We start from the raw sequence: 15,613 nt of genomic DNA on the forward strand, positions 1-15,613 counted from the left end.
TGCACATTTACCAAAAGGGCTGCGCTTGGCTAAAGCATTTCAAACTTTTAACAATATGCTTTTCAAGCTGCTGTTTTTCAGCTGTGATCCAGCCGAGAACAAACCATGCTTCAGGTTGCTGCTGTGTATTTTTTTCAAATAATGAATACGCGACAGATAAGTCATTAAAGCGTCCTAAGTTATCCTGCAACGGCTTAAGGGCCTTTAAATAGGTTTTCACCTTGGTTTTGGAATAGAGTGAGGATGCAAACTCCACACTATAACGCAGTGTTTTTACCCGTTTGCGCAATTGGTGTTTTTCTGCATCCTGCATGTGCGCAAATTGCGTTTGCGCACGGCAAATATGCGCATGCATTTTATGGAGCCGTTTGTTCAGCGGTTTTTTGAGTTTTGGGCTTTTCTGAGGCGGTGAATAGGCAAATTCAATCAGCTCCAGTAAAAGCAGCGTTGTTGCTGGTATTTGAAATATATCAGGGATATTTACAGTTTCAGTTTCTTGAAGCAGCGGCAATTGCACAATCGGTGAACCTGCGGCAATTAACTGGGGCATAAAGCTTTCAGACAAGGCATCACGGTCGCGGGTGGCGCCAAACTGCCGAAACAAATCAGCCAGCTTTTGCTGCCAGAGGGCCGCTTTAGATACCGCAGGCGATTCAAAAGCAAAGGTTTTCAGCGCGCTGCGCAGGCGCCGTATGGCAACGCGGGTTTGATGCACATGCTCTGAACTGAATTGACCTGAAGCGATTGCGCTGGAATTTGGCAGCAGGTGTTCCAGGCAATTGGCGATGATTTTCTTCAGGGCCGTATCGCAGTCATCTGCCGCATTCAGTTTAAGGGCAGATTGATACTGAACCGGCGCTGCTGAACACGACTGCTGCAGCATTTGCCCTTTAAGCGCTTTACTGCTGCTGTCCAGCCAGATGTGATATTTTTTAATCCACGGTAGAATAGCTTGAATCAAATCGCGTATATTGCCTTGCTTGAGTTCAAATTCGATTTCATGAATCTGAATGGCGTGGTCATTGGCTGTGATTTGTCCTTGGTCAAAAGCAATTTCAATTTCACTGCCATTGAATGGCTGCAGAATCTGCTGACGCTGAATTTGTGTTTCAAATTGAACAGATAATGGTGATTGCAGGGCAGGCAAAAGTACGGCTTGCAGGCTCTTTTCCTGAAGATAGGGCTCTAAGCCGATTGAATTGGATTCGTGCGGATTCAGTTCGGTTTCAATTTCAATCCGTTCGATATTATTTTTAGGCGCTTTCAAGGTCTGCAGCCATTTTTCATTTTCTAGGCGCTGGCGCAATGAAATCTGGTGCTGCTGTAAATATAAATCTGCAGTATCAAAATATTTGGCATGCAGCTGCAAGCGCTCAGGGCTCTGCTGCTGCACATAGCGGCTTAGGGCTTTCAGTTTAGCCTGAGGAATTTGGAATTTAAGTTCAATCTCGGACATTGCAAACCAACCTTTCCCAGTAAGTTAAAAGCAGCATTACATCTTGAGTATTGACTATAAAACAAAGCGGTTGAAAAATATACAGATTGATGCAATGCGGGTGTGCGGCAGCCCGTATTGCATCTGGACGGTTCTTTCAGCCGAAGCTATTTCATAAATTTACGGCTCACCAAAAATTGTTCTGTCGCTTCTAACAGTTTTTGCGCATAAACTTCCTGCTTTGCCGTCAGCCAGCCCAATACAAACCAGTCGCTGGCTTCCAGCTCAGTTTGCTGGATATAGGCTGCTGATGAGGCTAATACTTGGTATTCCTTGGCGGCCAATTGCGCATCATTCAAGGCCTTGCTGTATTTTTGCAAATTTTTGACATCATAAATGGATGTCAAAATCGGAAAGCTGAATTTCAGCTCCTTAATTTTGGCTGCCAGCACATCCAAACTTTCAAAATTGGCAATATCTGCATCATTTAAACTGTCTTGCAGCGCTTTATATTGGCTTTGCAGAGTGTTTTGCGCAAACCATTTTAAATCATGCGGCTGCGGCTGGTCTTGATGATTTAAACTGAACATCAGCAGTTCTAAATAATGATGCACGTTCAGCGTCGACTTTACCAAGTTATGCAGTTTTTCCTGAGCATATAAAATATCTTTGGCTAAATTTTCAGAGGTGGTGCGGTTCTGTAAAAAAGCGCCCAGCGTATTTTGCATATGTTCGAAATGATGCAATTGCTCGAACTGCTGTTCAAATGCTTCCAGCTGATAGCCCCATTTATCGGAGATATCGCTGTTCCAGTCTTTCAGCAATGAAATGGTCAGCTGTAAATGCTGCAGCGCTAATTGCGCTTCTGCAATATGTTCTGGCGCAGCTGTTTGCGCGGACATTGCCGCAATATTTGGCAATAAGTGCTGCAGCTGCTGGCCAACCAGCTGCCGTAAATTTTTATTGGCCGCTTCCTTTTTGCTCAGTACAAATTCTTTGGCTTTTGTGGCAGGGCTTGCCGCCTGATGCATCGCTAATAAATTGCCAAGCTCGGCTTTGCTGCGCACATCCAGCCACAGCTGATATTTTTTAACCCATTCAAAACTAAACGCCAATAAAGACTGAATGGATCCGCTTTTCAGTTCAAACTCAATTTCATGCACTTCCTGTTCCGCTTGCCCGGTACGGATGCAGCCGATATCTAAGCTGACTTCAATTTCTGCATCTTTATACTGAATAACCCGCAAAGTACGGGCAATATCAGTTTCAAACTGCAGGGTGAGCTGATCTTGCTGATTGCCTAAAGCATTCTGCAGTACCGCTTGAGCCTCGGCGTGCTGTGCGTAAACTGCCAGATTCAGTTCGGGGGCTTGTTCTGATTCACCCAGATCTACATTATGTTCAAAGCGTTCAATGTGGCTTTTGCCGGCTGCTTTTAAAGTTTGAATCCAGCGGCTGCCTTCCAGGCGTTGACGCAGAGCCGCATGCTTTTGAGCCATTAATCGGTCAGGCGTATCGTAATATTTAGCTTTCAGTTGAATCTGCTGTGATTTTTTTGGATCAAGCGCCTTCAGCAGCGCCGCGCGGCGCACTTCAGGAATTTGAAATTTCAATTCAACTTCAACCATGTTTATGTCCTAATTGATAAGATCTGTGTCGGCAATTTAATCGGCGCTGCGCTTTGAGCACTTGATCAAATGCCTGCAGCAATATGCGTATGTCATTTTTTAGCTTTTGATTTTAACCAAAAACAAAATGCATGTAAGGCTTGACGCGGTGCTAAAGTGCTTAATTGAACAGAGATTAGCACCAATTTTCTGAAAAACACGCAAGCATAGGGCAATCAAACAGCCATGCAATAAATATTTACGCTCCAGCTGTACTGGCTTTTCATTGCCTTAAATTTACGCTATGGTGATTGAAAATCATCAGGAAGATGTGAAAAATGAATGTCCAAGCGCCAGTTTCAATAGAACCGTCATCAGAGCCGTATTTTGAATTGCCAATCCGCAACTATTCAGACTTTTACCGTTTTTATTTAACCGAGCACCGCAATATTATGAGCAGGCGCTTGCATGTGGCTGGCAGCACGATTGGGCTGTATTTTTTTTCCAAGGCTGTACGCCAGCGCAAAGCTAAATATTTTGTTTATGGCTTGGTTTCAGGCTATGCCTGTGCATGGATCGGGCATTTTGTATTTGAAAAGAATAAGCCTGCTAGTTTTAAGCAGCCAATCTACAGCTTTATATCTGACTGGCGCATGCTTGCAGATGTGCTTTGCGGCAATTTGAGCTTGGCAGACCGCAGTCGAGATAAAATTGAAAGCTGAATTTCAACTACCTAAGCGGGCAGCCATGGAGAAATTTATGGCGGATTCTGCATGACGGTTATAATTATGCAGAGTTTGCAGGTGGGTGATCAAAAAATGTGCATATATTTATTGCTGAATCAATAACTTGAATTTTGTTCAGATTTTAATATTGCATTTTTTAAGTAATTGTTCTAATAATATTAAGATTGATATTTGAAAAAGATGAACAGCATTTGCAAGATCAATGCTTTCCAAGCCTAGAGCGACCTTTCTCTAGGCTTTTTTTATTATAAGGTTTTGGTTTTTTTAAGAAGTTTTGATTTTCTGAAAATAGGGTAGGCCTTTTAATGATTTACGCTCCCCATGCGTTTATCTTAAATCATTAAAAGGCCTAATCTTGCGCGGTGTGATTTATAATTATTAAGTTTATTTTTTTATCGCTATATTTGTCATTTTACAATTAACCCAAAGCAAGGCTATCCCCAGAATTTGGTATTTTTCACTCTAAAATTGGCATTACATAGCTTTCTGGCCGTAATTTTATTGGTTCAGTATTGTCTGCAGCGGGTTTAAACAATATTTCACATGAGAACTGCTTAATATTATTCACGCTTTGCCTATAATAGGAAAAATTTAATTGATGTGAATGTTGTATGCGCGGTTTATATCTAATTACCAATGATGATCCTATTGAATTGCTGCTAGCTAAGCTTGAAGGGGCTATGGCGACCTATGATGTTGCTGTACTGCAGTACCGCCGGAAAAAAGTGCCTAAAGAAAATCAGGCCTATGAAATTGAGTACATGAAACATCTATGTGCGCAATATAAAGTGCCTTTTGTCATTAATGATGATCTTGAAGCTGCAGTGCGCTATGGTGTGGGTGTGCATCTAGGGCAAGAAGACGGCTCAGTTGCAGAAGCGGCAGCGCGACTGCCAAAAAATGTGCTGATTGGCAGCAGCTGCAATAATTCGGTAGAACTTGCAGAACAAGCTATTGCACAAGGTTCAACATATGTGGCATTTGGTGCAATTTATGCAACAGATACCAAGCCGGAAGCGGGCAATATCGGTATAGAAACGTTAAAGCAAGCCAAAGCAAAATTTAATGTGCCAATTTGCGCCATTGGCGGTTTAACCGTTGAAAACTCAGGCGATGTGATTGAAGCGGGCGCTGACCTTTGCGCCGTGATTAGTGATATATTGAACCGGCCAATGTCTGCAGTTCCTGCACGAATCGAAGAATGGTCTGATTTATTTGCATCAAAAGCTTAAGCTTTTTTTTGATGCGGCTTTATTTTTAGTTGAGACATTTCATGAGCTTATCTCCAAAGCAAGAACAGCTGTTTAAACAAGCCAGCAAGCATATTCCCGGCGGTGTGAACTCACCTGTACGTGCGTTCAACGGCGTGGGCGGTACGCCAGTATTTATTGAAAAAGCGCAAGGCGCATACTTGTATGATGTAGACGGTAAACGCTATGTGGATTATGTGGGTTCATGGGGGCCCATGATTTTAGGCCATGCGCAGTCAGACATTATTCAGGCTGTTCAAGAAGCCGCAGTCGATGGTTTAAGTTTTGGCGCGCCAACGGTGCATGAAACGACTCTGGCGGATATTATCTGTGAAATTATGCCGTCAATTGAATTGGTGCGTATGACCAATTCAGGCACAGAAGCCACCATGACCGCGATCCGTCTGGCGCGCGGCTACACAGGCCGTGACAAGATTGTGAAATTTGAAGGCTGTTATCACGGCCATTCAGACTCGCTTTTAGTGAAAGCGGGTTCTGGTTTGCTGACCAGTGGTGAAGGCGAAGCGACATCTGCGGGCGTTCCGGCAGATTTTGCCAAGCATACTTTAACGCTGCCGTATAACGATATTGCAATGTTAAAAGAATGCTTTGCAAAATTCGGCTCTGAAATTGCAGGCGTGATTGTAGAACCTGTTGCAGGCAACATGAATTTAGTGAAACCGATTGATGGTTTCTTGCAAGCCATTCGTGATGTCTGTGATGAACATGGTTCAGTGTTCATTATTGATGAAGTGATGACGGGTTTCCGTGTCGGTCTTGGCGGTGCACAAGCGCATTATGGCGTGACACCTGATTTAACCACTTTAGGTAAAATTATTGGTGCAGGTTTGCCGGTTGGCGCATTTGGCGGCAAGCGTGAAGTGATGGAATGCATTGCGCCTTTAGGCAAGGTGTATCAAGCAGGCACATTATCTGGCAATCCATTGGCAATGCGTGCCGGCATTGAAATGTTTAAGCATTTGCGTCAGCCAGGTTTCTATGAAACATTGACTGAAAAATTGGCAGGCTTGCTGGCAGGCTTACAGTCTGCAGCGGATGAAGCGGGCATTCCATTTTTTACCCAGCAAGTGGGCGGTATGTTTGGACTTTATTTTACCGATCAAGAAGAAATCACCAGTTTTGATGCCATTTTAAAATGTGATGTCGATGCTTTCCGAAAGTTCTTCCATGGCATGCTGCAACGCGGCGTAAATTTGGCGCCGTCCGCGTTTGAAGCCGGTTTCTTCTCTAGCGCGCATAGTGATGAAGATATTGCATTTACCATTGAAATGGCGAAAGAAACTTTTGCTGAAATGAAAAATGCATAAGCGCTGAAATCCAGTACACTAAAAGCCTGCATAATATTGCGGGCTTTTTTATATGAATTTGCAAATAAATGCACAGGGAATGAGCCAATGAAAACCAAACATTATCTAACACTTGCAGACGCTGAGTTTTTGCTGAATCAGGCACATCAATATGCAATTGAAAACAGCTTTAATGTCAGCATTGCAGTTACGGATGAAACCGGTAATTTGCTGGCAATGAAACGTATGGATGGCGCTTCACCCATGACGGCAAACTTATGCTTAGAAAAAGCCAAGTGTTCTGCTATGAGTAAACGCCCGTCAAAGCTATTTGAAGATTTGATTAAGGGCGGGCAGATGGGCTTTTTAACCATGGCTACCTTTAATGGCATGCTGGAAGGCGGTGAGCCAATTGTGTATGAAGGGCAGCTGGTTGGCGCAATAGGCATTTCTGGCGTGAAGTCTTTTCAGGACGCTGAAATTGCACAGCAGGCAATTGAAAAGTTTTTAGTGCAAGCGTATTAATGGTTTTATGTTTAGAAATGTATAAAGCACCTTCTTAAGGTAAATTTTACAAACTTGCGGAGTGCGCATTAAACAATAGGCGCGGAACATGAATAGTCACAAAGAAACCATGACAGTGCGCTGAACCCCATCATGGTTTCATATAAAATATTGATGCTTATAGAAAAACTTCAAGCATTTCGTATAAGGCGTACTATGTTTATTTTAGAAAATCTTAGTCTTTAGCTAACATAATCTTCAGTTGATATAACTTGAGCATAAGCAAATTCAAAAGCGGCCATTAATGTTACATGGACATGGCCAGCAGGTACTTTGATACCATTAAATTCTAGGTCTAGCGTTGCACAAGCATCATGAATAACTTTTACCTTATAACCAAAATCAGAAGCAGCACGAACAGCAGCATCAACACACATATGGCTCATAGCACCAATAACAACTAGCTCAGTCACTTGATTGGCATCTAAGATTTCTTTGAGCGCAGTGTTTAAAAATGCGTTGATGTGATTTTTAATGATCACAGCTTCATCTGCTTGCGGTTTAACTGTGTCCTGAAATTCAATACCGTTTGAGCCGGGTTGAAATATAGGGGATTCAGCATTCGCAAGATGCTGGACATGAATCACTTGAGTACCGTCTTGACGGGCCTTAGCAATTACTTTCACTGCATTAGCAGCAGCTTGTTCAATATCTACCAATGGTAATTTACCTGTAGGTAGATATTCGTTTTGTAAGTCGATAACTAATAAAGCTGATTTTGACATCTCTGTTCCTTTACTTAACTTATATTGGTTTTGTTCTGCGTATGATTTTAAAGAAGTAGAAGAACTCCACTTCTTTAAGTTACTTTAGAAAGAAAGCGTTTCGCCATCGATAGGAATTAGAACCTTATCTTGGATTCCTTTGTCTTTTACATATTCTGCAAGCTGTGCACGTGTTACCGACATATGGTTAATGGCATCCATGTGGACAGCAACCACTTTAGCATTTGGCGCTTTCTGAGTTGCTAGATAAGTATCTTCTTTACCCATAATAATGGATTCTTTAAAGCCATTAACCAAAGCGTTACCAGTATTCAATACAATCACATCCGGTTTAAAGGATTGAATTGCTTGATCAACTTCAGGACGCCAAATGGTATCACCAGCCACATAAACCGTTTCATGACCATTGGCTTCAAATACCATACCCATTGCTTCACCTAATCCAGACTTGAGCTTAGGAATACGGTACATAGCATCAGTACCGTGTTGACCGCCAATTTTAGTGAGTTTAATGCCTTCAAACGTTGTTTGTGTTAATACACGAACATCTTTAAAACCCTGTGACTGGATGACTTTTTGGTCTTCTTCATTCTGTACAAACAAAGGCATATTTTTTGGAATAGCCGCTTGTGCTGCATCGTCCCAATGATCTAAATGTGTATGAGTCACGATTACCGCATCTACACCTTCTAAAATCGTTTCAGGCTCGATGGGCAAATCGACTAATGGGTTACGTAAATAGCTGCGATGAGTATCAGGGAAACCTTCATAGAACCCTTTTTTCGCAAACATTGGGTCAATTAAAAAGGTCGTATCCGCATAGGTTACTTTAATCGTTGCATTGCGAATTTCTTGTATATGCGTAACTTTAGAGGTATTTCGCTGAACCACCTGATCATTCGCATATAAATTGACTGAAGCTACTGCCAGAGAGATTGCAATAACACAGTTACTTAAAATTTTATTCATGTTCCAGATCCAATCATTTAGTCATACTTGAATCATGATAGAAAACATCAAACAAAAAAAATGTCCTTAAGGACAATCATCGAAACTATTGGGACAACATGCTATATTTATTATTTTAGAGAGGTACATTGAATGGCTATACCAGTGATTGGATTGTTCGTTTATCCCAATATAAATCCATTTCACTTCTCAATCCCTCATATCATTTTCAATATCAAGATTGAAGATAAACCATTATTTTATCTGAAAATTTTTTCTATAGATGGTCAGCCTGTAAATACAGAACAATCTATGATAATTATCCCTGATGGCGGGATCGAAATTATTAAAGAGTCGGATCTTATTATTATTCCTGGGTGGGATGATTTTAATCATGAGCCTGAACAAGAACTTATCGATGCCCTAAATTGCTCGTATCAGACTGGAATTAGAATTGTAGGGTTGTGCTATGGAACTTATGCATTGGCATATGCTGGTTTGCTAGACCATAAAAAAGCCGCTACGCACTGGATGGCTGAACAAGATTTCAGCGAGCGGTTTCCACAGGTTCAGCTTGATCATGATGCCTTGTATGTAGAAGATCAAAGGATTGTAACCTCTGCTGGAACAGGCGCAGCGCTAGACTGCTGTTTGTACTTGGTACGTGAAATCTATAATGCACAGATTGCCAATAAAGTCTCTAGAGTCATGGTGATTCCGCCTCACCGTGAAGGTGGGCAAGCTCAGTTTATTGAACAGCCTGTAGCAAAATCGAGCCATGATGCACAAATTAACCTATTACTTGATTTTTTAAGAACGAATTTAGCTGTACAACATAATATTGAAAGCCTTGCTGAACGGACACATATGACACGTAGGACGTTCACACGGCATTTTAAGAAAGCTACAGGCATGACCTTAGTTGATTGGCTGAATACTGAAAGAATCAGGTTGAGCTGTGAACTTTTAGAAACCACAAACTTATCTATTGAAAAGATCACTGAGCTTTCAGGCTTTAATAATACAGTGTCGTTTAGGAAGAATTTCCGTGAAAAATATGGCACTAGTCCTCAGGCATGGAGAAAAGCTTTTGGGGTCATTAATGAAAATAATCCGCCCCATCTAACATAATGGGCATTATGCGAATTTTTTTAAAATTTTAATTTAAAATAAAACATAGAAAATCTAAAAAAAGCAAAAAAGCCGATATAGAACATATTGGCTTTTTTACAAACAAACTTGATATCTTTTGCCAATAAAATCGAGTGCTTTCTAATCTGACTTTTCATCTGTGTTATCAATTCATCTGGTGCTTAAGTTATCCCGCAATTTCTGCGGAAAAGCTTGGGATAAATTAAAGATTTTGTACGCTTAGGCGTACAATTATTGAGGGATTTAGGCAATATACGGATTCAACGCAATTTCTTATCATGGCCATATAGAGAGCAGGATGCTCCAGACAAGAATAAGAAAATAAACAACAAGGACGAAGGTATGACAGGAGTTATACCAGCGCAACCGATATGTAAAAAAGCTCAACAGGATGTTGGGCTTTTTTATTGTCTCAAATTGCCCATTTGCCAACACTGCATATCTCGACAGATCTATTTAATCAATAGCTTGAACAACAAGATGAATCAGCACAAGAGAAAGCCCAAGCTGCTTTGGCTGTTCTAAGTGATAGGGAGCATAATACTGTCGATGACTCTGAAGAATATAAAAGGACAGCGTGTTTAGTATTGTGGTAAACCGCTCAGAGTTTTTTGCATTCGATTTTTTAAAAGTCATTGGTGATAAAGGCGGTAGAGAGGCGCTTCTGCACAGAGTGCTTACAGTTGCAGAGCAGCAGGCAGAACTTCGTCTCTCAAATTTTATTTTGAAAAAGCCGTATGAGGTAAATATAAGTGAAATCCAAGACCACAAGGCTGTGGCTTATGTATGTTCAGTTAGGGGGCAGCTCGGCATCATGAATCTTGGTGAAATGATATTCATGACGCCGATACGCCAATTTAATCAGCATAATAGGTCATGCAGCAATTTGCGCCCGCAGCCGGTCTATGTGATGATTTATTTTTATCTGTAACTCTTCAATATTTAAAATGCTCAAGAGTCATATACAAATGTATTAATATTCTAGAGTGCTTCTTAACATCCATGCAGTTTTTTCATGTATTTCAAGTCGTTGTGTAATCAGGTCTGCTGTCGGTTGATCGTTTACTTCATCAACAATTGGGAAAATTCCTCTGGCTGTTTTTGCAACAGTTTCGTGAGCATTCACCAATAAGCTAACCATTTCTTCTGCTTTTGGGACACCCTCTACTTCCTGAATTGCAGTCAATTTAACAAACTGCTTGTACGTTCCAGGGGCAGGAAATCCCAAGGCTCTAATGCGTTCAGCTATCGTATCTAAAGCATTCCATTGTTCAGTATACTGATCCATAAACATGGTATGTAAACTGTTGAACTGCGGTCCTGTAACATTCCAGTGAAAATTATGTGTCATTAGGTACAAAGTATAGCTATCAGCAAGTAATTTAGATAATCCTGCGACAATCTTTTCTCGATCATTGTGCGAAATACCAATATCAATTTTCATTGCTTTTACTTCTTTTTTAGGGGGAGTCATAATTGATTTCCTTAACTTTAAGTTAATGATATTTATATTATTTAAAAAATTTTTAATAAAAAACGGGTTGCATCTAAAACCTCCTCTATCAGAATATAATTCAACCGAAAATAAAAGCAATAGCTATTAAATAGCAATAATGTTACTTGAAAAATAAACCAATATTACAGCCATTAAAAAACCAAGGTTAAATTTAAAGAACACAGTTCTTTGAAGCAGCTTAATCAAACCGTCCAACTTTTTGGGAGTCGATTATTTAAGGGTCTTTTGATCATCTGGCTAACATAAAATCTTTTATATGTAGCTCAGGGGATAACCCAATCAAAGTGTCTTTATTCTCACCAATAAAATCTCTATCATCACGGTATCTCTATTTATTAGATGTCAGTGAGCGTATTGCATGCCTCAATGATTTTGCTCAAAGATAGGATTCTCCATTTATTGAAACTGATCTTTCAGTACATTTGCTGCAGTACGGATTAGACTCAGCAGCAATGGCCAGCTTGGTGGAATTATGGCGCGCAAATGGGGCAAAGATCAGCTATTAATATTTTTAAAGCATGCAACTTTGCATGAATTGCAGCAAATACTGATGCCTAAAAATTAAATTTAGGCCAATTGGAATTTTTTTTTTCTAAAATCGTAAAAAACGGTATTAAATCTGACATTTCGCATTGTATTTCTTGGCTAAGCTTTTTATCATTGCGCCCTTGTTTTCGCGATTGGCCTGGATTAAACATTGACTAGTTTTCTGACAGAACATCTGATTCATCGTGATGAGGATTTTATGGTAATCCACAAGCCAGCAGGCTTGCTCACTGTTCCAGGGAAAACGCCAGACTTGCAGGATTGCTTGATCAGCCGTCTGCTCCAAGAAGAACCAAAAACCTTGCTGATTCACCGCTTAGACCGCGATACATCAGGTATTCTGGTTTTTGGTCTATCCCGCTTAGGTCAAAACCGCATCTCCCGTCAATTTCAAGAGCGCCAAACGTCTAAAACTTATCATGCTGTTGTGGCGGGTACTTTAGAAGGCGAAGGCACTGTTGATGTTTCCGTGGTTTATGATCCGAGCCGTCCGCCCTTGCATATTGCAGACCCAGCGCACAATAAGCCAGCACTCACGCATTGGGAAGTTATTGAAAAATTTCAAATTAATGGTGTGCCCGTAACACGTGTAAAATTGACGCCCATTACAGGACGCTCACATCAGCTGCGGGTGCATATGCAATATTTAGGTCATCCGATTGTCGGGGATACGCTGTATGCTGATGAACCGCATCAAGCACTCATGCCTCGTCTTTGCCTGCATGCGGAACGCTTGAGTTTTCAGCATCCTGTAACAGATCAGGCCATTGAATTTCATTGTCCGGCACCATTCTAGAAAATACTGATTAAACATTCAAAATGAGGCTCACTTTTTAGTGGGCTTTATGTCAAAATACATTGCTATTCGGTGTGAATTTTTGCTCAAATATCAAACAGGATTTGGGTCGTAAATTTGCAGTCCTTACTAAAGATAAAGGTGGAAAAATTGCAGCAGTTCGCTATTGGTCAACGTTGGTTATCGGACACAGAAACAGAACTTGGCTTAGGGGTTCTTATTGATGTAGACGAACGATCGGTCAGCATTTTATTCCCCAAAAGCGATGAAACCCGTGTCTATGCACGCCACAACGCGCCTTTATCCCGTATTGTTTTTAACTCTGGTGATGAACTTCAGGATCAAGAAGGCACAGTATGGTCAGTTGAGTCTGCAGAAGACCGTCATGGTGTATTGCGCTATAACGTGATCCGGACATTGGCGGATGGCACTGAAGAGCGCAAAGCGCTGAACGAAACCCGTATTGGCGCCAACATTCAGCTGTCTAAGCCTTTAGACCGCCTGCTGGCCAGCCAAATTGACTACAAAGAATGGTATGACCTGCGTATTGAGTCACTGCTGATGCAGGCCAATATACAGTCCAGCCCATTGCGCGGTTTAGTCGGTTCACGTGTTGGCCTGATTCCGCATCAGCTGTATATTGCGCATGAAGTCGGCAAGCGTTTTGCACCGCGTGTTTTACTGGCAGATGAAGTGGGTCTGGGTAAAACTATTGAAGCCGGCTTAATCATCCATCAGCAATTAAAAACGGGCCGTTCAGAGCGCATCCTGATTTTAGTGCCGGATTCACTGCAATATCAGTGGATGATTGAAATGCGCCGCCGCTTCAATCTTGAGTTTTCTTTGTTTGATTTGACCCGAACCGCATCGATTAAAGAGCATGATCCAGAACAGAATCCGTTCTTAACTGAACAGCGCATTATTGCCAGCATTGATTTAATGATTGACCACGATGACTTGCGCGAACAAGCTTTAGAAGCCGGTTTCGATCTGCTGGTGGTCGATGAAGCGCATCATTTGATGTGGAGCGAAGAAGAAGGCGGCAATGACCGTTATGATCTGGTTGAAGAGTTGGCGCAGCAAACGGCTGGTGTACTGCTGTTAACTGCAACGCCAGAGCAGCTGGGCGTAGAAAGCCATTTTGCGCGTTTGCGTTTGCTCGATCCTTCACGCTTCAATTCACTTGACCGTTTCTTGGATGAAGAAGAGCAGTATCAGCAAACTGCAAAAATTGCAGAAGTGTTGATGTCGGATATGCCGTTAGAAGCAATGCATTTAGATGCAGTTAAAGCGCTGCTGGGGCAGCGTATAGACGATACGCCTGAACAGCGCTTCCGTGCGATTCACGAAATTTTAGACCGCCACGGCACAGGCCGTATTTTGTTCCGTAACACGCGTGAAGCGATTCAAGGCTTTCCAGGCCGTGACTGTCAGCCAGCGCCATTGCCGGCGCCGGAGAATTGGTCTAAAGACGGCAAATTGCGTGAACAGATGTGGCCAGAAGAAGCGCAGCTGGATGGCGCCTGGATGGAACATGATCCGCGCGTGATGTGGCTGATGGAAAAACTGCGCACAGATTTAAAACACAATAAAGTCTTGCTGATCGCCCGCAGCGGCCCAGTGGTTGAAGCCTTGGAAAATGTACTTCGCCTGCATGCCGGTATCCGCACAGCGATGTTCCATGAAGGCATGAGCCTGCTGGAACGTGACCAAGCGGCTGCATACTTTGCAGAGGAGTCTTATGGCGCGCAGATTTTACTGTGTTCAGAAATTGGTTCTGAAGGCCGCAACTTCCAGTTTGCCTCAGATTTAATTTTGTTTGATTTGCCTGCAAACCCTGATGTGCTGGAACAGCGTATTGGCCGTTTAGACCGTATCGGCCAGCAAAACCGCATTCAAATTCATGTGCCGTACTTAGCAGGCACTGCGCAAGAGCGCATGTTCCGCTGGTACAACGAAGGCCTGAACATTTTCAGCAATATTTCGCCAACGGCGCAAACTTTGCAGGAAAACTTCATTGTGAACTTAAAAGACTGCTTATTGGCAGATTTAGGGCATCAGTTTGAAGATTTGCTGGAAGAGGTGTCTGTACAGCGTGAAGCGCTGGAGGCCGAGCTGCAGGCTGGCCGTGACCGCTTGCTGGAATACAACTCTTGCCGTCCAATCGTGGCGCAGGAAATTGTCACTGCATTAGAAGATTACGACGACAATACCACTTTGCCGATGTTCATGAAGCGCTTTATGGCGGCAACCAATATCGATTTTGATGAACAAAGCAATGGCACGGTGATTATTAAGCCGACTGATCAAATGCAGGTTCAAGGCCTGACCTTGGATGAAGACGGCATGACGGCGACATTCTACCGCGACCAAGCGCAGCTGCGTGAAGATGCGCAGTACCTGACTTTGGAACATCCATTCACAGAAAGCGTGATGGAAATGATCAATACTCAAGGTTTCGGCAGCACCAATGTGGCTGTGCTGAAATCGGCAGCGCTGCCGCAAGGTTCTGTGCTGATTGAAGTGTGGTTTAAGGTGGATGTGATTGCGCCGAAAGCGCTGAACTTGCCGTCGAGCTTGCCGCAGCAATTGGTGCGTGTGCTTTTAAGTGAAAAAGGCCAAGATTTATCGCAAAAAATTGCGCCAGAAATTTTGAAGCCTTATTTGCATCATTTAGACAGCAACAGCTGCCGTCAAGTGGTGAAAGCGCGCCGTGATGTGATTGAAGAGCGGTATAACCAAGCGCTGGAGATTGCGAAAGAAGCATTGCCAAACTTCAAGCAGCAGGCTAAAGAATTGTATGGCAGTAAATGGCAATATGAAATTGACCGTTTAACCTACCTGAAGCAATTCAATCCAAGCATTCGTGAAGATGAAATTACACGTCTGCAGAAATTCCAAAAAGAAGGCTTGGGCTTGCTGGATGGCCTGTCTGTTACGCCGGAAGCGATTCAAGTCATGGTTGTAGTGAAGCCTTAATTCAGGGCTTTCAATGCCGTATCATTTCTTTTAAAAAAGCGC

Annotated in this window: 13 protein-coding genes; 8 read left to right on the forward strand and 5 right to left on the reverse strand. The window is 42.3% G+C overall.

Going from position 1 to position 15,613, the window contains the following annotated elements; genetic code table 11:
• Positions 1–7: 7 nt before the first annotated feature.
• Both OKC24_RS01550 and OKC24_RS01555 read right to left on the reverse strand, forming a co-directional pair.
• Positions 8–1,456: a CYTH and CHAD domain-containing protein gene (locus tag OKC24_RS01550; RefSeq protein ID WP_131275908.1), complete on the reverse strand. Its 1,449-nt coding sequence runs from the start codon at positions 1,454–1,456 to the stop codon at positions 8–10.
• Between the two features lie 146 nt (positions 1,457–1,602).
• Entirely contained in the window at positions 1,603–3,063 is a 1,461-nt protein-coding gene (locus OKC24_RS01555; RefSeq protein WP_265464591.1) for a CYTH domain-containing protein, read from the reverse strand.
• Positions 3,064–3,380: 317 nt separating this feature from the next.
• Between OKC24_RS01555 and OKC24_RS01560 the strand changes: the two genes are divergently transcribed.
• From OKC24_RS01560 to OKC24_RS01575, 4 genes are all read left to right on the forward strand, one after another.
• Complete coding sequence (locus tag OKC24_RS01560) at positions 3,381–3,764, forward strand: Mpo1-like protein (protein ID WP_131275907.1); 384 nt, start codon at positions 3,381–3,383, stop codon at positions 3,762–3,764.
• Between the two features lie 635 nt (positions 3,765–4,399).
• A complete protein-coding gene (gene thiE, locus OKC24_RS01565; protein WP_130144555.1) occupies positions 4,400–5,020 on the forward strand; it encodes a thiamine phosphate synthase in 621 nt (206 codons plus the stop codon).
• A gap of 41 nt (positions 5,021–5,061) precedes the next feature.
• The gene (gene hemL, locus OKC24_RS01570; protein WP_130144557.1) at positions 5,062–6,366 is read left to right on the forward strand and encodes a glutamate-1-semialdehyde 2,1-aminomutase; all 1,305 of its coding nucleotides are present in this window, start codon (positions 5,062–5,064) and stop codon (positions 6,364–6,366) included.
• A gap of 87 nt (positions 6,367–6,453) precedes the next feature.
• Positions 6,454–6,870: a GlcG/HbpS family heme-binding protein gene (locus tag OKC24_RS01575; protein ID WP_130144559.1), complete on the forward strand. Its 417-nt coding sequence runs from the start codon at positions 6,454–6,456 to the stop codon at positions 6,868–6,870.
• Between the two features lie 221 nt (positions 6,871–7,091).
• Here OKC24_RS01575 and OKC24_RS01580 read toward each other — a convergent pair whose 3' ends face one another.
• Together OKC24_RS01580 and OKC24_RS01585 are read right to left on the reverse strand one after the other, a co-directional pair.
• Positions 7,092–7,634: a cysteine hydrolase family protein gene (locus OKC24_RS01580; RefSeq protein ID WP_130144561.1), complete on the reverse strand. Its 543-nt coding sequence runs from the start codon at positions 7,632–7,634 to the stop codon at positions 7,092–7,094.
• Between the two features lie 84 nt (positions 7,635–7,718).
• Entirely contained in the window at positions 7,719–8,603 is an 885-nt protein-coding gene (locus OKC24_RS01585) for an MBL fold metallo-hydrolase (protein WP_131275906.1), read from the reverse strand.
• Positions 8,604–8,735: 132 nt separating this feature from the next.
• On the opposite strand from OKC24_RS01585, the gene OKC24_RS01590 reads away from it, so the two are divergent.
• A complete protein-coding gene (locus OKC24_RS01590; protein WP_131275905.1) occupies positions 8,736–9,713 on the forward strand; it encodes a GlxA family transcriptional regulator in 978 nt (325 codons plus the stop codon).
• A 598-nt stretch (positions 9,714–10,311) separates the two neighbouring features.
• Entirely contained in the window at positions 10,312–10,665 is a 354-nt protein-coding gene (locus tag OKC24_RS01595; protein ID WP_131275904.1) for a hypothetical protein, read from the forward strand.
• 42 nt (positions 10,666–10,707) lie between these two features.
• Here the strand turns inward: OKC24_RS01595 and OKC24_RS01600 are convergent, their stop codons facing one another.
• Positions 10,708–11,208: a Dps family protein gene (locus OKC24_RS01600; protein ID WP_131275903.1), complete on the reverse strand. Its 501-nt coding sequence runs from the start codon at positions 11,206–11,208 to the stop codon at positions 10,708–10,710.
• A 739-nt stretch (positions 11,209–11,947) separates the two neighbouring features.
• On the opposite strand from OKC24_RS01600, the gene OKC24_RS01610 reads away from it, so the two are divergent.
• Together OKC24_RS01610 and rapA are read left to right on the forward strand one after the other, a co-directional pair.
• Positions 11,948–12,592: an RluA family pseudouridine synthase gene (locus tag OKC24_RS01610; RefSeq protein WP_131275902.1), complete on the forward strand. Its 645-nt coding sequence runs from the start codon at positions 11,948–11,950 to the stop codon at positions 12,590–12,592.
• 141 nt (positions 12,593–12,733) lie between these two features.
• Complete coding sequence (rapA, locus tag OKC24_RS01615) at positions 12,734–15,571, forward strand: RNA polymerase-associated protein RapA (protein WP_130144571.1); 2,838 nt, start codon at positions 12,734–12,736, stop codon at positions 15,569–15,571.
• The last annotated feature ends 42 nt before the right edge of the window (positions 15,572–15,613 follow it).

The organism is Acinetobacter entericus, assembly GCF_026168575.1.
In the GTDB taxonomy this organism is placed as follows: Bacteria; Pseudomonadota; Gammaproteobacteria; order Pseudomonadales; family Moraxellaceae; genus Acinetobacter; species Acinetobacter bouvetii.

What these genes read in the sequence shown, in the direction of transcription:
- OKC24_RS01600 (WP_131275903.1), bottom strand. Translation starts at nt 11,208, where the DNA reads ATGACTCCCCCTAAAAAAGAAGTAAAAGCAATGAAAATTGATATTGGT.
- OKC24_RS01575 (WP_130144559.1), top strand. Translation starts at nt 6,454, where the DNA reads ATGAAAACCAAACATTATCTAACACTTGCAGACGCTGAGTTTTTGCTG.
- thiE (WP_130144555.1), top strand. Translation starts at nt 4,400, where the DNA reads ATGCGCGGTTTATATCTAATTACCAATGATGATCCTATTGAATTGCTG.
- OKC24_RS01580 (WP_130144561.1), bottom strand. Translation starts at nt 7,634, where the DNA reads ATGTCAAAATCAGCTTTATTAGTTATCGACTTACAAAACGAATATCTA.
- OKC24_RS01585 (WP_131275906.1), bottom strand. Translation starts at nt 8,603, where the DNA reads ATGAATAAAATTTTAAGTAACTGTGTTATTGCAATCTCTCTGGCAGTA.
- OKC24_RS01560 (WP_131275907.1), top strand. Translation starts at nt 3,381, where the DNA reads ATGAATGTCCAAGCGCCAGTTTCAATAGAACCGTCATCAGAGCCGTAT.
- OKC24_RS01550 (WP_131275908.1), bottom strand. Translation starts at nt 1,456, where the DNA reads ATGTCCGAGATTGAACTTAAATTCCAAATTCCTCAGGCTAAACTGAAA.
- hemL (WP_130144557.1), top strand. Translation starts at nt 5,062, where the DNA reads ATGAGCTTATCTCCAAAGCAAGAACAGCTGTTTAAACAAGCCAGCAAG.
- OKC24_RS01555 (WP_265464591.1), bottom strand. Translation starts at nt 3,063, where the DNA reads ATGGTTGAAGTTGAATTGAAATTTCAAATTCCTGAAGTGCGCCGCGCG.
- OKC24_RS01590 (WP_131275905.1), top strand. Translation starts at nt 8,736, where the DNA reads ATGGCTATACCAGTGATTGGATTGTTCGTTTATCCCAATATAAATCCA.